Genomic DNA, 23,454 nt, shown 5'->3' on the forward strand with positions numbered 1-23,454 from the left:
CGATCGTAACTCAGCCCGCCGAACCCGGGACGCCTTCATCTGACGTGAGACGGCGCCGGCAGCCGGTTGTCGGCGACAGTCATGGCCGGCTGCCCGCCGCGCAGGCGGCGCAACCCCTTCCGTCTTGGAGTATTTTCCGGAAGTTTCACGCTGTGCGCGAGACCAAGGCCGGCAAGAACCCGGATGAAGATCCAGCCGAGGTCGATCTGTCCCCGTTCAAGACCAAGCCTGGCGGATTCGGGGAATGCGTGATGGTTGCCGTGAAAACTCTCCCCGAACGTCACCAAACCGAAACGCGGCAGATTGTAGCCCTGCACCGCCACGCCATCGACACACCATCCCTGGTCGCCGCTCCGATGCGCGAAATGCCCGACCAGCCAATGTCCTGTGAGGGACATGGAAACACGCACCGCGATGCCCCAGACCACCCAGCTCCAGCCGCCAAGCAGCAGGAAGGCAATGGCCCATGGCAGCTGCTGCAGCATCCAGGTGCGCTCGAGGAATTTGTAGAACCGGTCATTCCGGATCGACGGCTCGATGACGAAGTCAGGCGGATTGCGCAAGGCGACCACGCAATGCATCTGCCAGAAGGCGTCGATGAAAAAGGGCTGGCGGTGGGCATGCAGGTCGTGGCAGGCCGTCTGCCGCTGCGCCCAGTCGCGGATATCGTGCGCATGGATCATTCCGAACGGGCCGGCCATGCCGACCAGCACGCCGAGATAGACCAGCGCGTGTTCGATCCAGATATGAACCTTGAACGAGCGATGGATGAGCAGGCGATGCATCCCGACCGAGTGTCCGGCGCAGATCGTCACCGCTGTCGTTACCACGAACAGCGCAAGGGCGCTCCAGCTGAAGGTGAGCGGCCCGAACACGATGGCAACGACAGTCATCGCGCCGACCCAGATCGACTTGGCCGGCATCCAGACAACCCTGCCATCGCGCGCGTCGCTGTCTTGTCGAGAAATCATTCTGCCCGTGGATATGGTCTTCATCGGGAACCCCTCCCTCGCATGAACATTTTCCGAACCACAGCCTTGCCTTTCGGCGCCTCGCGCCATATTTAGGCAGTAAGCTAATCATCTATTATGCTCGGATTAGGTATTTAGGCAATAGTCTAAATGATGTCCGGAAAATTCCGACAAGCGTCTCCATGGCGCCTGTGATTACGAGGTCGCAAAGTGGTCGAGAAAACTGAACAGGCATCGGACGCTGAGGCCGGCATCGGCGCCAGCGGCGCGATACAGCGCGTGTTCGAGGCGCTCTCTTCGGCACCCCGGCGCAGGATTCTGGCCTATCTCGCCCATTCCTCGCTGACCGCGGGCGAGATCGCGGCGCGCTTCGACATGTCGAAGCCATCGATCTCGCAGCACCTGAACATTCTGGAGACGGCAGGCCTCATCGCCAGGGAGCGGCAGGGACAGTTCATCCACTACTCGCTGGTCGAGAACAACCTGGTGAACACCCTGAACGGCTTCGTTCAGGATGTCTGCCCCGTGTCACGTCCACTGAAAAGGGAAAGCAAGGCCCTGGCCAGCGGCAAAAGCGAGGTCCCGCCGGCAAAACCCCAGGACTGAGCCGACGCCGACGTGACGGGCCTTACATGCCTTGCGGGCCGCGGTTCATCGCCGCCACGCCGGTGCGGCAGATCTCGACCAGGCCGAGCGGCTTCATGATGGCGATGAACTGGTCGAGCTTCGAGCCCTTGCCGGTGATCTCGAAGATGAAATGCTCGGTGTTGGCGTCGATGACGCTGGCGCGGAAGGCGTCCGCCAGGCGCAGCGCCTCGACGCGAGCCTCGCCGGAACCGGCTACCTTGACCAGCGCCAGTTCCCGCTCCAGCGGCCGCTCCTGCCCAAGCTCGTGCGAGCGGACAGTCAGATCGACCACACGGTGTACCGGCACGATGCGCTCGAGCTGGTTCTTGATCTGCTCCATCACATGTGGCGTGCCGCGCGTCACGATGGTGATGCGCGACAGGTGCTTCTCATGTTCGGTCTCGGAGACGGTCAGGCTCTCGATGTTGTAGCCGCGTCCGGAAAACAGGCCGATGACCCGGGCGAGCACGCCGGGCTCGTTGTCGACCAGCACGGAGAGCGTATGGATCTCCGGCCGCTCCGTTTCCTTGGCGATGAAGTAGGCGGAGCCGGTCGGTTGAAGGTGCTGTGCGTTCATGACATGGATCTCAAATTCTTGATCTGATTATTGTTTTCGCACGGCTTCTTTCGACAAGCCCTGCCTTGGCTCGTCGATTACACCAGTTCCCGGCCCTTGGCGTCGATGGCATTCGCCACCGCCTCGTCGGTGGCCTCGTCCGGCAACAGCATCTCGTTATGCGCCTTGCCTGACGGGATCATCGGGAAGCAATTGGCAAGCGTCGCCACGCGGCAGTCGAACAGCACCGGCTTCCTGACCGAGATCATCTCCTTGATGGCATCGTCCAGCTCGTCCGGCTTCTCGCAGCGAATGCCGTGGCCGCCATAGGCCTCGGCCAGCTTGACGAAGTCCGGCATCGCCTCGGTGTAGGAATGCGACAGCCGGTTGCCATGCAGCAACTGCTGCCATTGGCGCACCATGCCCATGTACTGGTTGTTGAGGATGAAGATCTTGATCGGCGCGTCGTGCTGCACGGCCGCACTCATCTCCTGCATCGTCATCTGCACCGAAGCGTCGCCGGCAATGTCGACGACCAGCGCGTCGGGATGGGCGATCTGCACGCCGAGCGCCGCCGGCAGGCCGTAACCCATCGTGCCCAGCCCGCCTGACGTCATCCAGCGGTTCGGCTTGTCGAAATGATAGTGCTGCGCCGCCCACATCTGGTGCTGGCCGACCTCGGTGGTGATGTAGGTGTCCATGTCCTTGGTCAGTTCGTAGAGCCGCTGGATGGCGTATTGCGGCATGATCACGTCGTTGTTCATCTTGAACGCCAGTGAATCGCGCGCGCGCCATTTGGCGATCTGCTCCCACCAGGGATAGAGCGCCTTCTTGTCGGCCTTGGCGGTTGCCCGCCACAACCGCACCATATCCTCCAGCACCCGGCCGACGTCGCCGATGATCGGCACTTCGGTGTGCACGTTCTTGTTGATCGACGACGGATCGATGTCGATGTGGATCTTGCGTGAATTCGGCGAGAACGCGTTGAGCCGGCCGGTGATACGGTCGTCGAAGCGCGCGCCGATGCAGATCATCACGTCGCAATCATGCATGGCCATGTTGGCTTCGTAGGTGCCGTGCATGCCGAGCATGCCCAGCCAGTTCTTGCCCGACGCCGGATAGGCGCCGAGCCCCATCAGCGTCGAGGTGATCGGGAAACCGGTGAGGTCGACCAGCTCGCGCAACAGGTGGCTCGCTTCCGGACCGGAATTGATCACGCCGCCGCCGCTGTAGATGATCGGCCTTTTGGCATTGGCCATCAGATCGACCGCCGCCTTGACCTTCTCCAGATCACCCTGGACCTTTGGCTGGTAGCTGGTGCGCGGCGCGATCTGCGGCGGGACGTAGAACCCCTTGGCGAACTGCACGTCCTTCGGAATGTCGACCACCACCGGACCAGGCCGGCCGGTCGTCGCGACATGGAAGGCCTCATGGATGGTCGCCGCGAGTTCATTGACGTCCTTCACCAGCCAGTTGTGCTTGGTGCAGGGCCGCGTGATGCCGACCGTATCGCACTCCTGGAACGCATCGGAACCGATGAGCGAGGTCGGCACCTGCCCCGTCAGGCAGACCAGCGGGATCGAATCCATCAGCGCGTCCTGCAGCGGCGTCACCGCATTGGTGGCACCGGGGCCGGAAGTCACCAGCATGACGCCGGCCTTGCCGGTCGAGCGTGCATAGCCCTCGGCCGCATGGCCCGCGCCTTGTTCGTGCCGCACCAGAATGTGCTCGACCTCGTCTTGCTGGAAAATCTCGTCATAGATCGGAAGGACCGCGCCGCCCGGATAGCCGAAGACGTGCTTGACGCCATTGTCCTTCAGCGCCTGCACCACCATTTCGGCGCCCGTCATTTCACGTCGCCCGTTCTGTCCATTGCTCATCGGTCTGGTCCCGTACTGTCCGCCATCTGGCGATTGCTGGTCGTTTAGTCGTGTTTCAGGCAATAAAAAAGGCCCCCGAGGGAGCCTGTGTGTGCGCATGGGAGGATTTCGCCCGGCGGTTACACCGCCTTGCCCACGCGCCTTCCTACGAGAATGAGTGCCTTTTTCATGGTGGCGAACCATAAAGGTGGAGTCGCGGGCTCGTCAATGGGGGATAATGCGAATTCACTCGCCTGTGAGATCGGCCCCGTCTCGCGATAACGCGATAAGCCACGCGCTACCATAGTACAGTTGAGCCCATGCGGCCGTCGCACCACTATGCCAGGCTAAACGTTGCCTTGGGAGGAGGACGCGTGGCTGGCGAACGGGAGCATATCCGGGAAATAGAGCAGGTCCTGTCCGGCAGGACATCGGCCCGCGACGATGTCGTGGTCAAGTCCTGGCTACGCTGTGTGGACACCCACCGGCTCGACCCGGCCCGGCCGACGGAAGCCTATATCGTCCCCGATACCCAGTTGCGCGAACATCGCGAACAGTCCGAGCGGCTGATCGCGATCGCCCGCAGCGGCCTGGAAACCCTCTTCAAGCAGGTGGCGGGCCAGAACTATGTGCTGCTGCTGGCAAACGCGAAGGGCGTCACCGTCGACTTCCTCGGTGATCCCCTGTTCATGGACCAGTTGCGCACGGCAGGGCTTTATCTCGGCTCCGAATGGTCGGAAAGCCGCACCGGAACCTGCGGTGTCGGCTCCTGCATCGTCACCGGCGAGGCGATGACGATCCACCAGACCGACCATTTCGACACGACCCACACGCCGCTCTCCTGCACCGCCGCGCCGATCTTCGACACCAATGGCGAGCTCGCCGCTGTGCTCGACATTTCCCTGCTGCGCTCCCCGCAGCCGAAGATCAGCCAGAACCTGGCGCTGCACCTGGTGACGGCTTCCGCGCGGCGCATCGAGCTCGCCAATCTGATGGCCCAGATGCACTCCGAATGGGTGCTGCGTTTTTCCCGTTCGCCGGAATTCCTCGACGTCGACCCCGAGGCGGCCATCGCCCTCGATGCCTCGGGCCGCATCCTTGGCACGACGCGTGGCGGAGCGCTGCTTCTGGCGCAGGCCGGAGGTGTCGACTCGCGGCACTCGCCCTCCCCCATTGGCCAGTCGATCTCGCGCTATCTCGATGTCAGCGTCGACGATCTGCCGAGCCTGACACGCGGCCGCCCGACCGAGGAGCGGCTGGTGTTCGGCCGCAGCGGCAGCGCGCTGTTCGCGCACGCCATCGAACCGCAGCCGACGACCGGACGCCGCGCGCCGGTCGAGGCGGTACCGAAGCCGATCGGCGACCTTTCCGGCGGCGATCCGGCAATGGCCGCCACGCAACTGCGTGCCGCCAAGCTGGCGCGCACGACCATTCCCATCCTGATCCATGGCGAGACCGGCTCCGGCAAGGAGTATCTCGCCCGCGCGATCCACGATTGCGCGCAGCGGCCCGGTCCGTTTGTCGCCATCAACTGCGCGGCCATTCCTGAACATCTGATCGAGAGCGAACTTTTTGGCCATGTCGCCGGTGCTTTTACCGGAGCCGCCGCCAAGGGGCGCAAGGGACTGATCGAGGCCGCCAACGGCGGCACGCTGTTCCTCGACGAGATCGGTGACATGCCCTACCCCCTGCAATCGCGGCTGCTGCGCGTGATCGCCGAACGCGAACTGGTCCCGGTCGGCGGCATCGAGCCGCGACAGGTCGACATCAAGATCATCTCGGCCTCGCACCATGATCTGCGCAAGCTGGTCGAAGAGGGACGTTTCCGCGAGGATCTGTTCTACCGGCTGAACGCGGCCTCGCTGACCTTGCCGGCGCTGCGCGAACGCACCGATTTCGAATGGCTGCTGGACCGGCTGGTGGATCAGCGCGCCCACCTTGCCGGCCGGACAGCCAAGCTCTCGCCCGCGGCGCGCCTGGCGCTGATCCGTCACCGCTGGCCCGGCAACATCCGCGAACTCGTAAACGCCATCGATCTGGCGGTGACGCTTTGCGAGGGCGGGATGATCGAGCCAGCCGACCTGCCCGACTTCGCATTGCCATACCTGACGCCGCTTGCTGCGCCCGCCAGACTGGTTGCCCTGCGCGCTCCGTCGCCCGAGGACGAGCGTGCGGCACTGCTGGATGCTCTCGCGGCCGCTGGCTGGAACATCTCCGAGGCCGCGCGGCGTCTGGGTGTCGACCGCACGACGGTGCATCGCCGCATGAAGCGGCTGCGGCTGGACGCGCCCAATTAGTGTTGCGTCCGCTGTGGCGCGCCATGGCACGCGCAACACCGCCGCAACAGCCCATGACAGCAGAAACCGCTAGATGATGCTGATTTTATTACGATTTCCGACTCAGCAGTACGGTTGGCATGCTGCTTGCTCCGCGTTCCAGGTACCCACATGGAACTTGGAGGAGAAGCCATGACACAGAACGCGGTCAATCTCGCAGCCGCGGCGCGGAGCATGCAGGCCCTGCGCTTTCATGCCGCCAGGGATTTGCGCATCGAGGACATTCCCAGGCCGGCAAGGCCGGGGCCGGGACAGGTTGTTCTCCGCAACAGGTTTGTCGGAATCTGCGGAACCGACCTGCATGAATACAGTTACGGGCCGATCTTCATACCGACGGAGCCGCATCCGTTCACCGGCGCCAGCGGCGTGCAAGTACTTGGGCATGAATTCGGCGGCGTGATCGAGGCCGTCGGCGACGGCGTGACCTCTGTCTCGGTTGGCGACCGCGTGGCGGTGCAGCCGCTGATCATGCCGCGCTCGGGAGACTATTATGCCGCGCGCGGCCTCTACCATCTGTCCGACAAGCTTGCGCTGGCGGGCTTGAGCTGGATCGGCGGCGGCATGGCGGAAGCCGCCTTGCTCAACGACTACAATGTCGAGCGCATTCCAGACGAAATGTCCGATGAGGAAGCCGCATTGGTCGAGCCGACCGCGGTCGCCGTCTATGCCTGCGACCGTGGTGGGGTAAGCGCGGGAAGCTCTGTGCTGGTCACCGGCGCCGGCCCGATCGGCATTCTGACGATGCTGGCCGCGCGCGCCGCGGGCGCAACCCAACTGTTCATCTCGGACCTGAACGACACCAGGCTGGAGATGGCGCGTTCGATCCTGCCTGGCGTGGTGACCCTCAATCCGAAGCGGGACAAGGTGGATGAGGCAGTGCGCGCCGCGAGCGAAGGCGGCGTCGGTTGCGATATCGCCATCGAATGCGTCGGCAACGAACATGCGCTGAAGGCTTGCCTCGCGGCTGTGCGCAAGCAGGGTGTCGTCGTGCAAACCGGCCTGCATCCGCACGAGAACCCGCTCGACTGGTTCCAGGTCACGTTCAAGGACGTCGATATCCGCGGCTCCTGGGCCTATCCAACGCATCTGTGGCCGCGTGTCATCCGTCTCATCAGTTCGGGACAGTTGCCTGCCTCCAAGGTGATCACCAGGCGCATACGTCTTGCGGAGGCGGTGTCCGACGGTTTCGATGCCCTGCTCGATCCCGCCGGAACCCAGCTGAAAATCCTCATCGACCTTTCCTGATCAATTTGACAACCGGAGGAGAAACCATGCTTGAGAGAACCCCCACCACGAAGGCGCAGGCGCTGCTCGACAAGTTCGGCAAGGCGCTTGCGGGCGGCGACATAGACGCGGCCGTCAATTGTTTCCAGGCGGATTGCTACTGGCGCGATCTCGTCACCTTTACCTGGAACCTGAAGACGATGGAGGGCCAGGACGAGGTCCGCGACATGCTGACGGCAACCTTGGCTGAAACCGGACCGAGCGACTGGAAGGTCGCCGAAGGCGAGGAAGCAAGCGAGGCGGACGGTGTCACCACTGCCTGGATCACCTTCGAGACAAGGGCGGCGCGCGGCTTCGGCCTGGTGCGCTTCAAGGGCGACCTCATCTGGACCTTGCTCACCACCATGGCTGAACTGAAGGGACACGAGGAGAAGTCCGGCTTCACCCGACCGCTCGGTGCCAAGCATGGTCACGGCAAGGACAGAAAGTCCTGGCGCGAGGAGCGTGACGACGAGATCGCCGAACTCGGCCGCAGCAGACAGCCCTATGTCGTGATCATCGGCGGCGGCCAGGGCGGCATTGCGCTGGGTGCCCGCCTGCGCCAGCTCGGCGTGTCGGCCATCATCATCGAAAAGAACGAACGCCCGGGCGATTCCTGGCGCAAGCGCTACAAGTCGCTCTGCCTGCATGATCCGGTCTGGTACGACCATCTGCCCTATATCGACTTCCCCAAGAACTGGCCGGTCTTCGCGCCGAAGGACAAGATCGGCGACTGGCTTGAGATGTACACGAAGGTGATGGAGCTGAACTACTGGTCCTCCACAACAGCCAAATCCGCCAGGTACGACGAGAAGGCCAAGGAATGGACCGTCGTCGTAGAGCGCGACGGCGAGGAGATCGTGCTCAAGCCCAAGCAGCTGGTGCTCGCGACAGGCATGTCCGGCAAGGCGAACTGGCCGAAATACAAGGGCCAGGACATCTTCAAGGGCGAACAGCAGCATTCCTCGACCCATCCGGGTCCAGACAAGTACCGCGGCAAGAAGGTCGTGGTCATCGGCTCCAACAACTCCGCCCATGACATATGCGCGGCACTGTGGGAGGGAGGCGCCGACGTCACCATGGTGCAGCGCTCCTCCACCCATATCGTCAGGTCCGACACGCTGATGGATATCGGGCTCGGCGGGCTCTATTCGGAGCAGGCGGTCGAGAACGGCATGACGACGCGCAAGGCCGACCTGATCTTCGCCTCCCTGCCCTACCGCATCATGCACGAGTTCCAGATTCCGCTTTACCAGCAGATGAAGGAACGTGACGCGAAGTTCTACGCGGACCTGGAGAAGGCCGGCTTCCTGCTCGACTGGGGTGATGACGGTTCGGGCCTGTTCATGAAATACCTGCGCCGCGGTTCGGGCTACTATATCGATGTCGGCGCTTGCGATCTCGTCATCGACGGCTCGATCAAGCTCAAGAGCGGTCCAGGTGCCGCGGTGCAGGAATTGACCCAGACCGGCGTCAAATTCGTCGATGGCACCGAATTGCCGGCCGACCTCGTGATCTATGCCACCGGCTATGGCTCGATGAACGGCTGGGCCGCGGACCTCATCTCGCAGGAGGTGGCCGACAAGGTCGGCAAGGTCTGGGGCCTTGGCTCCGACACCGCCAAGGATCCCGGCCCGTGGGAAGGCGAGCAGCGCAACATGTGGAAGCCGACCCAGCAGGAGGCACTGTGGTTCCATGGCGGCAACCTCCACCAGTCGCGCCACTATTCGCAGTATCTGTCGCTGCAGCTGAAAGCACGGCAGGTCGGCTTGCCGACGCCGGTCTATGGGCTGCAACAGGTTCACCACAAGGCCTAGCTGCCTATCCCCAGGAGTCCCCTCCTCTCCTGCGATCAGCAAGGCCGGCCCCGCGCGGCGCTTCCGCCGCGCGGGTGCTTCGTTTCAGCTGGGCGCGATCGGCAATGGGCCGAAAAACGACGCGTCAGGCGAACGCTCGCGACAGGTCTCCGGCCGGAATGCAGCCAGCGCGTTTGCGCCATTGAAGCAGAAACACATGGGCTGTCCTTCCCGGTGATGGACCGCGGTCAGGCGCGATTGGCGAAATCGCGCACGACGCGCTGCAGCAACGGCACATAGTCGCGAAACGCCCGCGTCTTCATGTTCGCGATCTTGCCGCCCTCGTCCCAGATGCGGACCCGCACCGCTTCCTCATGGAACGGGTTCTTGCGGAAGTCGGCCACCTCGTCGGCGCTCATCGGTCCGCCCTGCAGCGACAATGTATGCACCGAAGCCGGCGACAGCTTGGAGAAATAGGTCGGGTCGGTGGCGCACAGATAACGCTTGGCCGCAACGTGCAGCCTCACGCATTCGACGATGACAGGCGGGAAGAACGGCGCCAGCACTTCGCCTCCGGCCTCGTCATGATGCTTGTCCTCGACATCGTCGGGCGAATAGGTGCCGAATTCGCTGGTGTAATGGCCGATGTCGTGCAGCAGCGCGGCTGCCACCAGCGCGTCGGGCGCGCCGTCCTGTTCCGCCAGCCATGCCCCCTGCAGCATGTGCTCGGACATCGTCACCGGCTCGCCGAGGTAGGATTCGGCGCCCCGGCGCTCAAAGATGTCGGCGATAAACTCGACGATGTTGTCGGCGTTCAGATCCCGGCCGCTCATTCCGCCGCCTCCTTGAAGCTGTACTCGATCGCGGCAAGCGTCGACAACAGGCCGTCCTTGTCGGCGTAGCAGCCTTGCAGCCAGCGCTTTCCGGTGCCGGAAAACGCCTTGCGGGCATGCATGACGCGCGTGTTGTCGACGATGAAGGCCTGCCCCGCTTCCAGTTTGAACGTCACCTCGAAAGAGGGATCCTCGATCAGCTGGGCGAACCGGCGATAGGCGCCATAATAGGCATCCATGTCGGCGAACGGCACGTCGACGACAGGCGCCAGCGAGCGGTTGTTGAAGCGGATGCAGATGAGTTCGCCATCCGGCCCGAGTTCGATCATCGGCCGCTTCGCCTGCAGCCGCACACCCGAGGAGCCTGCATATTCGAAGCGTGCCGGACAGGAACTCAACAGCCGGAAGCCGTCGGGGTTTTCAGCCTGCAGCGCGGCCGCGACGGCAAAACCGTCGACCACGCTCGACTCGCCGCCCTCCACCGTATTCTCGATGCACGAGAGGATCTGCAGCGTCGGCACCGGGTCGCGGTAGGGATTGTCGGTGTGTGCCTGAAGCCCGAGATTGGTATAGGCGAGATTGTTCGGGTTGACCTCCGCGCGCACTTCGAACCAGCGGCCGTAATTGGTCTCCCTGATGTAACCGAACAGGTCGGAGACCTTGCACAGCGCGCCGGATTCAGCCGGCAGACCGTCCATCACGGCAAAGCCGTAGGTCCTCACCGCCGAAAGCCATTCGCGCAGGACGCTGCGGCCGTGAAGGGCCGCCGCGTATCTGGCGCGCGGTACCGAATTCTGCATCGTCGCCTTGGTCCAGCGCTGGATGATATCGCCTGTCCAGCCGGGCTCGCGGGGCTCGTCGCGGTCATAGGCGTTTGCGCTCAGCCATTGCGCTGGAAAGCTGACCGTTTTTCCTTCCGGCACGAAGCTGACCTCCAGCGCACCGGCCTTTATGGTGGCCGCGCCAATCCTCGTCTCGGCCGGAATGTCGAGAATCGTGATCAGGCGCTGGCCGTTGCCGGCGCTGCGCGTCTTGTCGTCGAGCGCATTGTCACGCAGCCACATGGCGTGAAAGCGCGCGCGCCTCCCGTCTTGCCAGCCGAGTTCGATTGTCCTGCCTTCGTCGCCAACCAGCGCGTGGGTGAGCATGGGAATGCCGTTCCTGTCCGTTGCGCCCCACGGCCCGATCCGTGAGGTTTCGATTGCATGTTGGCGACAGGAGAGGCATAACTCAAATTATCATTTTTTGGCCAAAGACCATAAATTTGTAATGCCTCAAAAGCCCATTCCCGCTGTGCCCCCGCTCGACTGGCTGCGCAGTTTCGAGGCTGCGGCGCGACTGTCGAATTTCACGGCGGCAGCGGCCGAACTCGGCCTGACCCAGGCCGCCGTCAGCCAGCATATCCGGCTGCTCGAGGAACGATTGAAGACGCGGCTGTTTTCAAGGCTTGCGCGTGGTGTCGCCCTGTCGCCCGAGGGCGCCGCCTACCTGCCCCACATCCAGTCGGCCTTCGCCACCATCTCCAGCAGCACGACGGAACTGTTCGAACCGCGCGCCGTCCAGACCGTCTCGATCCGGGTGCCGATCTCCTTCGCCCTGCTGATACTGGTTCCAGCGCTGCCCGATCTCGCCGAGGCGCTGCCGCGTATCCAACTCGATTTGGTGACGATCCACCGGCCGACCGACTACGATTTGCCGGGCTCCGCGCTCGACATCCGTTTCGGCAACGGATCCTTTCCCGGGCGCGAGGCCGAAAGGCTGACCGCCGAACGCCTTGTGCCGGTGGCAAATCCGGCCCTGGCCGGTGCCGCCGACTGGACATCCCTGCCGCTGCTTCTGGTCGTGGGCGCGCGCGAAATGTGGTCGGAATGGTTCGCGGCGGCCGGACTGGCCGGCCACCCCCAACGGTCGCATCGCTTCGACAGCTTTGTCGCCGCCATGGAAACGGCGAGTTCTGGAGCCGGCGTGCTTCTGGGGTCGCGGCCGCTTGTCGACGCAGCGCTCAAGAGCAGAAGCCTGGTGCCGCTTTCCGATTTCGAGCTCTCCAGTACCTCAGGCCATTTCCTGACCAGGGCCTCGACCGCGCGCCTGACCAGTGCCGAACAGGATTTCCGCCAGTGGCTGCTGAGCTACCTGTCCAGGGAAGCCTCTGCGTGACGGCGTGAGCCATCACGACCCGGCGCCGATCCGCTTCCAGTAGATCAGCGTGCCAGTCAGCCCGCCATGCGGCTTCAGCGCATAGTCCGGAATTTCCCCAGCCAGGGTGAAACCGAGTTTTTCGTAGAGGCCTGACGCGCCCTCTTCCGTCGCCGTATCCAGAACCAGCAGCGTGCGCGCCCTCTCGACGGCGAGACGCTCCGCGGCCCGCATCAGGCGCGTTCCGATGCCCTTGCCCCGGTATTCGACCGATGTCATCAGCTTGGCGATTTCGGCCCGGTGCGGCTGGTTGGGTGGGCAGTCGAGCAGCAAGGTGACAGTGCCGGCCAGGACATGACCGTCCCATGCGCCAAGCACCACCCTTTCGCCTTTTGCCGCCGCCGCCAGCGACCTCTCCCAGAATGCGCTTGCCGCTTCCGGCGCCAGCGGATGCATGAAGCTGACAGAGCCACCGCCGGCAACTGTCGCGACCAGCAGGTCAGCGAGCTTTGCCAGTGTTTCCGCACTGGCGCTCAGGGCACCGATCTCGATGGAATTCATGGCCAGTCCTCTGGAAACGATGAATGGGGTCGATAGCGCGCCGGCATCAGTCGAGATGGCGCACGCGCCGCCGCTTGCGCGCCGCCTTGATGGCGCTGATGCGCTCGGTGTCTTCTTCCTTGAGATGCCGTCCGCGCTCGAGGATCTCGAGTGTGTATTCCTCATAGGTCAGGCCCAGCCGCTCGGCCTTGTCCATGCGCATCAGCATGATTTCGTGGCTTGGCGCCTTCCATGCCTTGGCATGCGCGGCCTGCCAGGCCAGGAAGATAAAGGGATCACCCTTGCCCCATGGCGGCCCCTTGTAGTCGTCAAGAGGCGGCCCCCCATTGTGGGAGCGTTTTGGTCGTCTTGCCATCGTGTCAGCCCCTGACCAGCGCGACAAGATAGTCGGCGCCCGCCCCCAGGGCATGGAAGATGCAGTCCGACGGCGCCCCGAGCGCCAGGCAGTCGCCGGGCTCCAGCCTGTGCACCACATCGCCCTCGGTGAATTCGAGCTGTCCGGAAATCAGCCAGATCTGCTGCTTGATGAAGGCGTAGGAGGCCGCCGGCAGGCTGACCCTGGCGCCCGCGGGCAGATGCACCTTGATCAGTTCGAGCGGCATGTCGCAGGCCGGCGACAAATGCCGCCTGACATAGCCTGTGTCCGGATCGCGCCACACCGGCTGGTCGGCCTCGCGCAGCAGCCCGCCGCCTTGCAATTCCGCCCGGGCGATAAGGGTCGACAGCGTCATGTCGAAGGCCGCCGCAATACGCACCAGAAGGGACGCCGTCGGACTGGTCATGCCGCGTTCGATCGTGCTCAGCATCGCCTTGGAGACACCGGACCGCTCGGCGAGTTCGGCCAGCGACCAGTCCCGCATGGTCCTTTCGGTGTGAATTCGTCTGCCGATAGTCGTAGAAATATCGTTCGCTATATCATCCATTCGTCCATTATAACGAAATTCCGACGATGGAAAAGCGCCCTCTCGTGACAATTTTCAACAGGCGCTTAATCCTCTCTACACCATCCAGCCTCATCCGACCTTAACCCCGCTTCGGTAGGATCCGATCTCCAGGGAAATGGGGATTGGCCTGTCCATGTATGTCGAACGCGAAGCTTCCGTCGGAGAACCGACATCGCAGGAGCGCCGCAACGCAGAGCAGAACGACCGGCGCATCCTGGGCAACGTCGTGCAATGCGACGGCGCGCGCGCCACCATCAGCGCTTATGCCGACGATGTCGACGGTGCGGTCACCGGCCTGTGGACGGTCGGCAAGATGATCTCGATCAATCTGGGCACGACGCGAACCGTCGGCCTGGTCTATGCCATCGGCAAGTCGGACCGTGCCTGGAGCAGTGAGGGCCAGAACGCCATCGAGGTCAGCATCGAGCTGATCGGCGAAGTGCGGGACCCCGCCGAGCCGGGCGCCAAGCCGATATTCGACCGCGGCATCACCACCTATCCGCATATCGGCGCCGTCGCGCACCGGATCCGCAGCCGTGATCTCCAGGCGGTCTACGATCTGGCCGGCCGCCATTCCATCACCATCGGCTCGCTGTCCCAGGACGAAGGGATCGCCGCCAACATCGCGATCGACGACACGCTGGCGCGCCATTTCGCCATTGTCGGCACCACGGGCGTCGGCAAGTCCACCGCTGTCTCGCTGCTGCTGCGCAAATCGATCGCGGCGCGGCCCGACCTGCGCATCCTGATCCTCGACCCGCACAATGAGTTCGCCGGCTCTTTGCCCGAATATTGCGTCAAGGTCGATTCCAAGACTCTCGACCTGCCGTTCTGGATGTTCAAGCTCGAGGAATTCGCCGAAGTGCTGTTCCGTGGCCGTGAGACGGTCCCGGAGGAGATCGACGCTCTGCGCGACCTTATTCCGCTCGCCAAGAACCTCTACCGAAACCCGAATTCAGGCGCCTATCTCAGGCGCGGCAACGATGCGCTGACAGCCGATACGCCGGTGCCTTACCGCATCGCAGACCTGCTCAAGCAGATCGACGAGCGCATGGGGATGCTCGAAAGCAAGAACGACCGTCCGATCCTGAAGTCGCTGAAGACGCGCATCGAATCGGCTGCCGCCGATCCGCGCTACCGCTTCATGTTCAGCTCGCGCCTGATCGAGGACACCATCCACGAGACGATCGGCAACATCTTCCGCGTGCCGCATCACGGCCGCCCGGTGACCTGCTTCGAGATGGCCGGCATGCCCTCCGAAGTGGTCAATTCCGTGTGCTCGGTGCTGGCGCGCCTGGCCTTCGATCTCGCTCTGTGGAGCGAGGGCAAGCTGCAGCTCCTGTTTCTGTGCGAGGAAGCGCATCGTTACATGCCGGCCGATCCGCGTCTCGGCTTCGCGCCGACCCGGCACGCCCTGTCACGCATCGCCAAGGAAGGCCGCAAATATGGCTGCTATCTCGGCGTCGTCACCCAGCGTCCGGGCGAGCTCGACCCGACCATCCTGTCGCAATGCTCGACCTTCTTCGCTATGCGGCTCGCCAACGAGCAGGACCAGGCGATCATCCGCTCGGCCATCGCCGACTCTTCCGCCTCCACGCTTGCCTTCCTGTCGTCCATGGGCCAGCGCGAGGCCATTGCCTTCGGCGAAGGCGTGGCGACGACCATGCGGTTGAAGTTTGAAAAGCTGCCCGCCCACCTGCTGCCCGGTACGGCCAAACGCGAAGAAGCCGAGGCGCCGAAGACCGGCGACGATGTCGATCTGGTGGCGATCGTCGAGCGGCTGCGCAACGTGCCCAAACCGACTCCGCAGGCCATGGCCTTCGCCGAGGTGGTCGATTCCGGCCGCCAGGCCGGCGACCCCGACTATCGAAAGCCGGCGACCGCCCGCGTGCCGTCGGACGACGATTTCGACATGCGCTACGGCCTGAAGCCCGCCACCTTCGGCCTGCGCCCCCAGAACGATTAGGTCTGGTCGCTACGTCCATCTGCCGATACTTCTGAGAATTTACCTCAAGGGATCCAAGTACCTGGCTTCGTTCGCCAGCTTGGATAAATCCCGTCAGGAAATTCGTCAGGCTGAGTCGGTTGGTGTCGACTTCGAGAACCGGAGCGAAGCGGACTTTTGGTCCGTGAGCACCGGAAGCGCAGAAGTCGGCATCAAGCGGCCAGCATCACGAATTTAGTGGCGGGATTTTAGGCGCAGACGCGGTTGCGGCCCTGCCTCTTCGCCTCATAGAGCTGGCGGTCGGCGCGGCGGTAGAACTCCTCCGCCGTTTCCTTCCGGTCCCAGACCGCGAGCCCGACGCTGGTGGTGATCTTGAGCCTGACATTGCCCGAGAGGATCGACATGTTGGCGATGGCCTTGCGGATGCGCTCGGCGAATTTGCCCAGCAGTTCCGCCTCCATATTGGGCGTGACCACGGCAAACTCCTCACCGCCCAATCGAGCCACCACATCGTGGAAGCGTGTCATGTCCTTCAGGCAGCTGGCGACGGCCTTCAGCACCTCGTCGCCGACGTCATGGCCGTGCGTGTCGTTGACCTGCTTGAAATGGTCGAGATCGAGGATCATCAACCCGACCGGCTTCTCGATGCGCCGGAACTCCTCGAGATATTCCTTCAGCGCATCATCGAAATAGCGCCTGTTCTGCATGCCGGTCAGGCCATCCGTCAGGGCGGCGTGCTCGAGCGTTTCGGAGCGGGCGCTGAGCGAAACCGTCATGGCGCGCAGCTTACCTTCTTCCGTCGCCTGTTTGCGGATCAGCGGGTAGATGAAGAAGATGCCGAAAAACAGCGCTGTGGCGAGCAGAACGCCGGTCGCGAACAACAGCTTGTTGAGGTAGATGACCTTGTCCAGGCCCGACTGGGTATGGAGTTCCGTGGCGAAGGATTGCATGAGTCCATAGGCGTGCAGCGTCACCAGACCAGCGGCCAGGATCACGAAAATAAAGACGAAAAAAGCGGATTCCGCCTTATGGAAACGCATCTGCTCCCCAATGGAAAAGTGCCCGTCGACCTTATGGCACGGACCGCCTTACGGAGCGTTAACTCCGACAACCTCGACGGGAACCCTTCCCTCAAGGTCAACTTTTTAAGTTGTATTAGCAACAAGTGTTTGGATCGTGGTTTCGAGATCGTCATCCCGGCGCAATCTTTGCCATTCCGGCCCCAGTTGGTGCCGAAACCAGGTCGCTTGCCGCTTGGCATATTGCCGGGTAGCGATCTTGGCGCGCTCGATCGCTTCGGGAAAGCTGGATAGGCCGGCCATCGCCGCTTGCAGTTCGCGAACGCCGATCGCCTTCATCGCCGGCAGGTCCGGATCGAGGCGAAGGGCTGCAAGTTGCCTGACCTCCTCCAGCGCGCCCTTGTCCAGCATCTGGTCGAAGCGCCTTTCGATGCGATCGACCAGCGCGGCCCGATCCGGCTCGATGACCAGGAAACGGGCCGTCTGCCTGTCGATGAGCGGCCGGCCGCGCTCTGCCTGCCATTCCAGGATCGATCGGCCGGAGGCGTCGAGCACTTCGAGCGCACGCAAGATGCGCTGGCTGTCGGTTGGCTTCAGCTGGATGGCGGCTCTCGAATCCTCGCGCAGCAGCAGCCCGTGCAGCTTGACCGCGCCTTGCTCTTTCAGCTCGTAGCGCCAGCGGTCGCGGATGCGCGGCGGAATATCGGGCATTTCCGAAATGCCTTCGGCCAGCGCGCGAAAATAGAGGCCCGTGCCACCGACGAAGACCGGCCGCCGCGACAGCGCTCCGTCGTCGATGAGTTTCATCACGTCGCGTAGCCACGCGCCGGTCGAATAGGCGGTACCGGGATGGACATGGCCGTAGAGAAAATGCGGCACCCGCGTGAGGTCGGCCGGTTGCGGCCTGGCGGTCAGCACGTCGAGAACCGAATAGCCTTGCATGGAATCGGTGTTGACGATGACGCCACCTGTGCGTTCGGCCAGATCGAGCGCCAGCGCCGACTTGCCGCTGGCGGTCGGCCCGGCTATCAGGATCGCATTCTTCACGCGGCCTTCGCCCGCATCCGCGCCGGAATTCTCGATGCCGCTCATTGCCACGCTTGTTTCCCGTCCCGCTGACCGCGCTCTGTCGGGGTCGCTTGCGAATATGGCCTCGCGGACGGTGGGCGCAAGCACCGTCGTCTGGCTGGCCGAAGGCATTGCCTGCGATCTTGCCTTGCCGCAAGGGGCTGACATCGCCGGGATCACCGACGCCTTGCGCGCCGCATTGGCCGCTGAACCGGTCGACGTGACCGTCCAGCAGGCGGACACGCGTCGCAAGAAAATCCTCATCGCCGACATGGATTCGACCATGATCGACCAGGAATGCATCGACGAACTGGCCGACGAGATCGGTGTCAAGGATCGCGTTGCCACTATTACCGCGCGGTCGATGAACGGCGAGATCGCCTTCGAACCGGCTCTGCGCGAACGCGTCGCGCTGTTGAAGGGGCTCGATGCCGCCGTCGTCGACCGCATCGTCGCCAACCGGCTGACATTGGCCTCGGGCGGCCGCGAACTGGTCCAGACCATGCGCGCCAACGGCGCCTGGACAGCGCTGGTCTCGGGCGGCTTCGAGGTCTTCACCACACGCATCGCGGCGATGCTCGGCTTTCAGGAAAACCGCGCCAACCGCCTGCTCGAACAGGATGGACACTTCACCGGCCTGGTCGGCGAGCCGATCCTGGGTCGCGCCGCCAAGGCCGACGCGCTGCTCGAAATTTCGGCGCGCCTTGGACTGACACCCGCCGACGCCATCGCCGTCGGTGACGGCGCCAACGATCTCGACATGATCCGCCTCGCCGGCACCGGCGTGGCGCTTCATGCCAAGCCAACGGTGGCGGCGCAGGCAAAGGTGCGCATCGACCATGGCGACCTGACGGCCTTGCTCTATTTGCAGGGCTATCGCCAGGAAGAATTTGCGCAATGAAACCAATGCGTACCGAGCGGCTGGTCCTGCGCAACTGGGAAGAGCGCGACCGCGAGCTCTTCCATCGCATCAATTCCGACGAGCGCGTCATGGAATTCTTCCCGTTCCGTCGCGACCGCGCCGCCGCCGACGCCAAGATGGACGAGGTCCGCGCATGGATCGATGAGGATGGCTATGGCTTCGCCGCGGCCGAGATTGCCACCACGGGCGACTGCATCGGCTTTGTCGGACTATCAGGAACCGAGGACATGGACGTCCTGCCGGCCGGCACGATCGAGATCGGCTGGCGGCTGGCTCCGGAATTCTGGGGCAAGGGCTATGTCACCGAGGCCGCCGAGGCATGGCTTGCCTACGGTTTCGAGACGCTTGGTCTCGACGAAATCGTCTCCTTCGCCGTCGCGGAAAACCACCGCTCGACCGCCGTCATGAAACGCCTCGGCATGACGGCCGATCCATCGGCTGACTTCGATCATCCCGGCATTCCCGACAGCCATCCCGCGCTCAAGCGGCATGTGCTCTACCGGCTCGCTCGCGACGGTTGGCAGGCAAGAAAAAAGGCGGCTCGTTAGCCGCCTTTTTGATAGATCGGTGGATTGAAAACTCAATCCATCCGGATCGTCACGAAGCGCAACTCGCCGGTCTTCGACGCCAGCATCAGGAGCGCGTTCTTGCGCCCCTGCTCTTTCAGCGCGCCGATCCTGTCCATGACATCCTTGGGCGTGGCGACCGATTCCTGCGCGATCTCGGTGATCACCTCGCCCGGCTGGATGCCACGCTCCGCGGCGGCCGAGTCCTTGGCCACGTCCGTGATGACGACGCCGGAGACATCAGCGGCGATGCTGAATTTCTTGCGCGTCTCGTCATTGAGCTCGCCCACCGTCATGCCGAGCACCGAGGCGGTCGAAACGGCCGGAGCCTTGTCGCCCTTGTCCTGGTCGGCGGTGCCATTCTCCCCGCTGGCGAGCTTCTCGCCATCCTCGAGCCGGCCGAGCGTCACCTTCACCGTCTGCTCGACGCCCTTGCGCACGATCAGCACGTCGACTGCCTTGCCGACAGGGCTTTCGGCGACGACGCGCGGCAGGTCGCGCATTTCATGAATGTCCTTGCCGTCGAACTTGATGATGACGTCGCCGGCCTGGATGGTGCCGTTGTCGACAGGTCCGCCCTTGATGACGCCGGCCACCAGCGCCCCCTTGGCGGTCGTCATGCCGAGGCTCTCGGCGATGTCGTCCGTCACCGGCTGGATGCGCACGCCGAGCCAGCCGCGCCGCGTCTCGCCAAACTGGCGCAACTGGTCGACGACGCCCGAGGCGAGCTGCGAGGGGATGGAGAAGCCGATGCCGATCGAGCCGCCAGAGGGCGAAATGATCGCGGTGTTGATGCCGATGACCTCGCCGGCGCTGTTGAACAGCGGTCCGCCGGAATTGCCACGGTTGATTGCCGCATCGGTCTGGATGAAATCGTCATAGGGGCCGGAATTGATATCGCGGTTGCGCGCCGAGACGATGCCGACCGTGACCGTGCCGCCGAGGCCGAACGGATTGCCGATCGCCATCACCCAGTCGCCGACGCGCATCTTGGTGGAATCGCCGAACTTCACCGCGGTGAGCTTGTGGCCTTTCGGATCGACCTTGAGCACCGCGACGTCGGTCTTGGTGTCGGTGCCGACCAGCTTTGCCTTCAGCGTCACGCCATCGGAGAAATTGACCTCGATGTCGTCGGCGTCCGCAATCACGTGGTTGTTGGTGACGACGATGCCTTGCTCGGCGTCGATGACGAAACCGGATCCCAGCGACTGCACCTTCTGCGCGCCATTATCCTTGTCGCCGCCGCGGTTCTTGAAGAAATCGTCGAAGAAGTCCTGGAAGGGCGACCCTTCCGGAAGCTGCGGCATCGGCACGGCACCCGGCCCTTCCGTGCCCTTCACCGTCTGCGAGGTCGAGATGTTGACCACCGCGCCGAGCAGGCCTTCCGCGAGGTCTGCCACCGAAGCAGGTCCGTCGGCCGCGAAGGTCGGCGTCACGAAGGACGGGAAGGCGACGGTGCCGACAAGAAGTGCCGCCGTGCCGGCTATGAATGTCCGCCGTGCTGCGCGCAAAAGGAGTGTTGATGTCATCGAGAAGCCTCCCGGTATTTCTGAAAGAGAAAGCGCAACGGCAAAAACACCGCGTTGCGCCATGTTGGCAAAAAATACGGCACGTTTGCGGCTACGACCAGCGGCGGAGGATAAATCCTCCGTATTGCCGAAGATGAAAACCGGTGGTTCTCATCCGCCCCGCACCAGCCAGACGATGCCGACCCCGATGGCGATGGCGACCAGCCCCGCGATCCGCAATGCGTTCTCCGGCATCGACAGCACCTCGCCCGCGAGCTTCCGCGCGAAGCCGGGAAAGCCGCCATAGACCAGGCCCTCTATGACAAGGACCAGGCCTATCGCCGCGAAGAAGTCCTGCACCGGCTATTGCTGGCCGGTGTTGGGTTGTGTCGTCGGCGCGGCGGGTGCCGTCGCCGGTGCGGCCGGTGCCGGCGGCGTCTGTTTCGCCGGCCCTTCCTTGCCGTCGGGATCGCGGAAGTAGCGGAAGAACTCCGAGCTCGGCGACAGCACCATGGTCGTCCCGGTGCTGTCCAGCGCCGTGCCATAGGCGTTCATCGACCGGTAGAAATCGAAGAAGGCCGGGTCGCGCTGATAGGCTTGCGCGAAGGTGGCGCTGCGCTGGGCCTCGCCCTCGCCGCGCAGGATTTCCGATTCCTTCTGCGCCTCGGCGATGATCTCGACAACTTCGCGGTCGGCGCGGGCGCGGATGCGCTGCGCCGCTTCGTTGCCGCGTGCCCTCAGCCTTTCGGCCTCGGCCAGGCGCTCGGCCTTCATGCGGTCGAAGGTCTGTTGCGAGACCTCGGCGGTCAGGTCGGTGCGGCGGATGCGGACATCCTCGATCTGCAGGCCGAGCGAGGTGGCGTCGGGGCGGAGCTGATCGCGCACTTCGCGCATCATCACCGCACGCTCTTCCGAGAGTGCGGCCTCGAAATCGCGCAGACCGTAGACGCGGCGCAAGGCAGCGTCGAGACGGGTCCTGAGCCGCGCCTCGGCCAGTTCGATCTGGCCGGACACCGCGGCACGGAACACGCGCGGATCCGAAATGCGATAGGCGATGAAAGCGTCCACCTCATAGAACTTGCCGCCCGAAACCTGGACGCGGATGTTGTCGAGGTCGAAGCGCAGCACCCGGTTCTCGATCAGCTGCACCGTGTCGGCGTCGAAGAACGAGAACGGCGCCTTGAAGTAGATGCCGGGCTCGGTCTTGACGTCGACGATCTCGCCGAAGCGCAGCACCAGCGCCTGCTGGCGCGCATTGACCACGAAAACCGAGGAATAGATGAGGAACAGAATGACCGCCGCGATGACGACGAAAACGGGGAGACGGTTGCCCATCACTGGTTACCTCCCGTGTTCGCGCCAAGCGCGGCCGGGGCCGGCGCTTTCTGCTGCAATGCCGGCAGCGGTAGGTAGGGGACGACCCCTTGCCCGTTGCCCTGTTCGACGATGACCTTGCTCGAGTCCTTCAGAACCTTCTCCATGGTTTCCAGATAGAGGCGCTTGCGCGTGACATCGGGCGCCTTGGCGTATTCGTCGTAGACCGAGATGAAGCGCTGCGCCTCACCTTCGGCTTCCTGCACCACCCGGTTCTTGTAGGCGGCCGCGTCTTCGCGGACCTGTGCGGCCTCGCCGCGTGCCTGGCCGAGCTTCTGGTTGGAATACTGGTTGGCCTGCTCGACGAACTTGTCCTCGTCCTGCTCGGCGCGCTGCACTTCGTCGAAGGCATCGGCCACTTCGCGTGGCGGCGCCGCGTCCTCGATCGAGATGGCGTTCACCTGCAGGCCGGCCTTGTAGCCATCGAGCGTGGTCTGGATGATCTCGCGCACCGAGGCCGCTATGCCCTGGCGGTCGTCACGGAAGATATCCTGCGCCGGCCTGCGGCCGACGGCTTCGCGCATGGCGCTTTCGGCGACCTGCCGCAGCATGCCGTCCGGATCGGAGACGTCGAACAGATAGGCGCGGGGATCGGAGACCTGATAGGCCACCGAAAACTGCACGTTGACGATGTTCTGGTCGCCCGACAGCATCAGGCCGTTGCCGCTGGTGTTGCCGCCGCCAATGTCGACGAGTTGCTCGGAAATCTTGGCCGTCTCGACGGTCTCAAGCGGCCACCAATGGAAATGCAGCCCAGGCTGGGAAAGCTCGGCCTTCGGCTTGCCGAAACGCAGTTCGACCGCGACCTCGTCCGGCTGCACTGTGTAGACCGCCTGGAAAGCCCACAGCACCACCAGCACCGCGGCGATCAGTCCGAAAACGGCCGGACTGGCACCGCCGCCACCGGGCAGAGCGCGCCGCAGCCGGTCCTGGCCGCGGCGAATGATGTCTTCGAGGTCAGGCGGCGAGCCCTGCGGGCCGCTTGGCCCCTTTGGCCCCTGCCCCCAGGGTCCCTGATTGTTACCGCCGCCGCCCCACGGGCCGCCGCCTCCGCCACTCTTGTCGTTCCAGGGCATGAATGTCCTTTCGCTTGGAATTCCCTCAAGCGCCGGAGTTACGGCGCAAATCCAGTGTTGTTCTTCTATAGGGACGCCACGGCGCGCTTTCAAC

General features: G+C 63.8%; 22 protein-coding genes. 8 read left to right on the forward strand and 14 right to left on the reverse strand.

All coding sequences use genetic code 11. The features are described 5' to 3' along the window. Positions 1-35: 35 nt before the first annotated feature. Positions 36-995, reverse strand: coding sequence for an acyl-CoA desaturase (locus AC07SZ_RS07480; RefSeq protein WP_494913856.1), 960 nt, complete (start codon positions 993-995; stop codon positions 36-38). Positions 996-1,181: 186 nt separating this feature from the next. On the opposite strand from AC07SZ_RS07480, the gene AC07SZ_RS07485 reads away from it, so the two are divergent. Continuing rightward, complete coding sequence (locus AC07SZ_RS07485) at positions 1,182-1,577, forward strand: metalloregulator ArsR/SmtB family transcription factor (RefSeq protein WP_056573030.1); 396 nt, start codon at positions 1,182-1,184, stop codon at positions 1,575-1,577. Positions 1,578-1,599: 22 nt separating this feature from the next. Here the strand turns inward: AC07SZ_RS07485 and ilvN are convergent, their stop codons facing one another. Further along, a complete protein-coding gene (gene ilvN, locus AC07SZ_RS07490) occupies positions 1,600-2,175 on the reverse strand; it encodes an acetolactate synthase small subunit (RefSeq protein ID WP_010910160.1) in 576 nt (191 codons plus the stop codon). A gap of 77 nt (positions 2,176-2,252) precedes the next feature. Next, a complete protein-coding gene (locus tag AC07SZ_RS07495; protein ID WP_172373260.1) occupies positions 2,253-4,034 on the reverse strand; it encodes an acetolactate synthase 3 large subunit in 1,782 nt (593 codons plus the stop codon). 353 nt (positions 4,035-4,387) lie between these two features. Between AC07SZ_RS07495 and AC07SZ_RS07500 the strand changes: the two genes are divergently transcribed. The 3 genes from AC07SZ_RS07500 to AC07SZ_RS07510 all read left to right on the forward strand — a co-directional run bounded on the left by AC07SZ_RS07500 (position 4,388) and on the right by AC07SZ_RS07510 (position 9,429). Then, positions 4,388-6,310, forward strand: a complete 1,923-nt coding sequence (locus tag AC07SZ_RS07500; protein ID WP_494913857.1) for a sigma-54-dependent Fis family transcriptional regulator — start codon at positions 4,388-4,390, stop codon at positions 6,308-6,310. A gap of 213 nt (positions 6,311-6,523) precedes the next feature. Beyond that, positions 6,524-7,594, forward strand: coding sequence for a 2,3-butanediol dehydrogenase (locus tag AC07SZ_RS07505; RefSeq protein WP_494914162.1), 1,071 nt, complete (start codon positions 6,524-6,526; stop codon positions 7,592-7,594). A 26-nt stretch (positions 7,595-7,620) separates the two neighbouring features. Then, positions 7,621-9,429, forward strand: a complete 1,809-nt coding sequence (locus tag AC07SZ_RS07510; RefSeq protein ID WP_494913858.1) for an NAD(P)/FAD-dependent oxidoreductase — start codon at positions 7,621-7,623, stop codon at positions 9,427-9,429. Positions 9,430-9,656: 227 nt separating this feature from the next. Here the strand turns inward: AC07SZ_RS07510 and tmpB are convergent, their stop codons facing one another. Both tmpB and tmpA read right to left on the reverse strand, forming a co-directional pair. Next, positions 9,657-10,241, reverse strand: coding sequence for a (R)-1-hydroxy-2-trimethylaminoethylphosphonate oxygenase (gene tmpB / locus AC07SZ_RS07515; RefSeq protein WP_056573046.1), 585 nt, complete (start codon positions 10,239-10,241; stop codon positions 9,657-9,659). Beyond that, positions 10,238-11,389: a 2-trimethylaminoethylphosphonate dioxygenase gene (tmpA, locus tag AC07SZ_RS07520; RefSeq protein WP_172373258.1), complete on the reverse strand. Its 1,152-nt coding sequence runs from the start codon at positions 11,387-11,389 to the stop codon at positions 10,238-10,240. The genes tmpB and tmpA overlap by 4 nt, the downstream gene beginning before the upstream one ends. Before the next feature lie 121 nt (positions 11,390-11,510). On the opposite strand from tmpA, the gene AC07SZ_RS07525 reads away from it, so the two are divergent. Then, a complete protein-coding gene (locus AC07SZ_RS07525; protein WP_494913859.1) occupies positions 11,511-12,398 on the forward strand; it encodes a LysR family transcriptional regulator in 888 nt (295 codons plus the stop codon). 12 nt (positions 12,399-12,410) lie between these two features. On the opposite strand, the gene AC07SZ_RS07530 is transcribed toward AC07SZ_RS07525, so the two are convergent. From AC07SZ_RS07530 to AC07SZ_RS07540, 3 genes are read right to left on the reverse strand one after another with little or no spacing between them, the layout of a single operon-like run. Further along, entirely contained in the window at positions 12,411-12,938 is a 528-nt protein-coding gene (locus AC07SZ_RS07530) for a GNAT family N-acetyltransferase (protein WP_172373256.1), read from the reverse strand. Positions 12,939-12,984: 46 nt separating this feature from the next. Further along, entirely contained in the window at positions 12,985-13,293 is a 309-nt protein-coding gene (locus AC07SZ_RS07535) for a hypothetical protein (protein WP_172373254.1), read from the reverse strand. Positions 13,294-13,297: 4 nt separating this feature from the next. After that, the gene (locus AC07SZ_RS07540; protein ID WP_494913860.1) at positions 13,298-13,861 is read right to left on the reverse strand and encodes a helix-turn-helix domain-containing protein; all 564 of its coding nucleotides are present in this window, start codon (positions 13,859-13,861) and stop codon (positions 13,298-13,300) included. A gap of 154 nt (positions 13,862-14,015) precedes the next feature. Between AC07SZ_RS07540 and AC07SZ_RS07545 the strand changes: the two genes are divergently transcribed. Then, on the forward strand, positions 14,016-15,848 hold the full coding sequence (locus AC07SZ_RS07545; RefSeq protein ID WP_056573058.1) for an ATP-binding protein: 1,833 nt from the start codon (positions 14,016-14,018) through the stop codon (positions 15,846-15,848). A gap of 227 nt (positions 15,849-16,075) precedes the next feature. Here AC07SZ_RS07545 and AC07SZ_RS07550 read toward each other — a convergent pair whose 3' ends face one another. Then, the gene (locus tag AC07SZ_RS07550; RefSeq protein WP_056573060.1) at positions 16,076-16,867 is read right to left on the reverse strand and encodes a GGDEF domain-containing protein; all 792 of its coding nucleotides are present in this window, start codon (positions 16,865-16,867) and stop codon (positions 16,076-16,078) included. 105 nt (positions 16,868-16,972) lie between these two features. Further along, complete coding sequence (gene miaA / locus AC07SZ_RS07555; protein WP_494914163.1) at positions 16,973-17,938, reverse strand: tRNA (adenosine(37)-N6)-dimethylallyltransferase MiaA; 966 nt, start codon at positions 17,936-17,938, stop codon at positions 16,973-16,975. Between miaA and serB the strand changes: the two genes are divergently transcribed. Next, entirely contained in the window at positions 17,928-18,815 is an 888-nt protein-coding gene (gene serB / locus AC07SZ_RS07560) for a phosphoserine phosphatase SerB (protein WP_081295090.1), read from the forward strand. The genes miaA and serB overlap by 11 nt on opposite strands. After that, the gene (locus tag AC07SZ_RS07565) at positions 18,812-19,384 is read left to right on the forward strand and encodes a GNAT family N-acetyltransferase (RefSeq protein ID WP_494913861.1); all 573 of its coding nucleotides are present in this window, start codon (positions 18,812-18,814) and stop codon (positions 19,382-19,384) included. The genes serB and AC07SZ_RS07565 overlap by 4 nt, the downstream gene beginning before the upstream one ends. A 32-nt stretch (positions 19,385-19,416) precedes the next feature. On the opposite strand, the gene AC07SZ_RS07570 is transcribed toward AC07SZ_RS07565, so the two are convergent. From AC07SZ_RS07570 to hflK, 4 genes are all read right to left on the reverse strand, one after another. After that, on the reverse strand, positions 19,417-20,931 hold the full coding sequence (locus AC07SZ_RS07570; RefSeq protein WP_494913862.1) for a DegQ family serine endoprotease: 1,515 nt from the start codon (positions 20,929-20,931) through the stop codon (positions 19,417-19,419). Between the two features lie 150 nt (positions 20,932-21,081). Beyond that, positions 21,082-21,270 (reverse strand): DUF2065 domain-containing protein, encoded by a 189-nt coding sequence (locus tag AC07SZ_RS07575; protein ID WP_056573074.1) that lies wholly within the window; start codon positions 21,268-21,270, stop codon positions 21,082-21,084. Between the two features lie 3 nt (positions 21,271-21,273). Continuing rightward, positions 21,274-22,245, reverse strand: a complete 972-nt coding sequence (hflC, locus tag AC07SZ_RS07580; RefSeq protein WP_172373244.1) for a protease modulator HflC — start codon at positions 22,243-22,245, stop codon at positions 21,274-21,276. After that, entirely contained in the window at positions 22,245-23,360 is a 1,116-nt protein-coding gene (hflK, locus tag AC07SZ_RS07585) for an FtsH protease activity modulator HflK (protein WP_056573080.1), read from the reverse strand. Before hflK ends, hflC begins: the two co-directional genes overlap by 1 nt. Positions 23,361-23,454: the final 94 nt, after the last annotated feature.

It is taken from the genome of Mesorhizobium sp. GW821-FHT07A06 (genome assembly GCF_059419085.1).

Excerpts from the sequence above, each read along its gene's own strand:
- ilvN (WP_010910160.1), bottom strand. The coding sequence starts at position 2,175 with ATGAACGCACAGCACCTTCAACCGACCGGCTCCGCCTACTTCATCGCC.
- AC07SZ_RS07570 (WP_494913862.1), bottom strand. The coding sequence starts at position 20,931 with ATGACATCAACACTCCTTTTGCGCGCAGCACGGCGGACATTCATAGCC.
- miaA (WP_494914163.1), bottom strand. The coding sequence starts at position 17,938 with ATGAGCGGCATCGAGAATTCCGGCGCGGATGCGGGCGAAGGCCGCGTG.
- hflC (WP_172373244.1), bottom strand. The coding sequence starts at position 22,245 with ATGGGCAACCGTCTCCCCGTTTTCGTCGTCATCGCGGCGGTCATTCTG.
- AC07SZ_RS07480 (WP_494913856.1), bottom strand. The coding sequence starts at position 995 with ATGAAGACCATATCCACGGGCAGAATGATTTCTCGACAAGACAGCGAC.
- AC07SZ_RS07545 (WP_056573058.1), top strand. The coding sequence starts at position 14,016 with ATGTATGTCGAACGCGAAGCTTCCGTCGGAGAACCGACATCGCAGGAG.
- AC07SZ_RS07525 (WP_494913859.1), top strand. The coding sequence starts at position 11,511 with ATGCCTCAAAAGCCCATTCCCGCTGTGCCCCCGCTCGACTGGCTGCGC.
- AC07SZ_RS07550 (WP_056573060.1), bottom strand. The coding sequence starts at position 16,867 with ATGCGTTTCCATAAGGCGGAATCCGCTTTTTTCGTCTTTATTTTCGTG.
- AC07SZ_RS07540 (WP_494913860.1), bottom strand. The coding sequence starts at position 13,861 with ATGGATGATATAGCGAACGATATTTCTACGACTATCGGCAGACGAATT.
- AC07SZ_RS07495 (WP_172373260.1), bottom strand. The coding sequence starts at position 4,034 with ATGAGCAATGGACAGAACGGGCGACGTGAAATGACGGGCGCCGAAATG.
- AC07SZ_RS07530 (WP_172373256.1), bottom strand. The coding sequence starts at position 12,938 with ATGAATTCCATCGAGATCGGTGCCCTGAGCGCCAGTGCGGAAACACTG.
- AC07SZ_RS07510 (WP_494913858.1), top strand. The coding sequence starts at position 7,621 with ATGCTTGAGAGAACCCCCACCACGAAGGCGCAGGCGCTGCTCGACAAG.
- AC07SZ_RS07565 (WP_494913861.1), top strand. The coding sequence starts at position 18,812 with ATGAAACCAATGCGTACCGAGCGGCTGGTCCTGCGCAACTGGGAAGAG.
- hflK (WP_056573080.1), bottom strand. The coding sequence starts at position 23,360 with ATGCCCTGGAACGACAAGAGTGGCGGAGGCGGCGGCCCGTGGGGCGGC.
- tmpA (WP_172373258.1), bottom strand. The coding sequence starts at position 11,389 with ATGCTCACCCACGCGCTGGTTGGCGACGAAGGCAGGACAATCGAACTC.
- tmpB (WP_056573046.1), bottom strand. The coding sequence starts at position 10,241 with ATGAGCGGCCGGGATCTGAACGCCGACAACATCGTCGAGTTTATCGCC.
- AC07SZ_RS07505 (WP_494914162.1), top strand. The coding sequence starts at position 6,524 with ATGCAGGCCCTGCGCTTTCATGCCGCCAGGGATTTGCGCATCGAGGAC.
- serB (WP_081295090.1), top strand. The coding sequence starts at position 17,928 with ATGCCGCTCATTGCCACGCTTGTTTCCCGTCCCGCTGACCGCGCTCTG.
- AC07SZ_RS07535 (WP_172373254.1), bottom strand. The coding sequence starts at position 13,293 with ATGGCAAGACGACCAAAACGCTCCCACAATGGGGGGCCGCCTCTTGAC.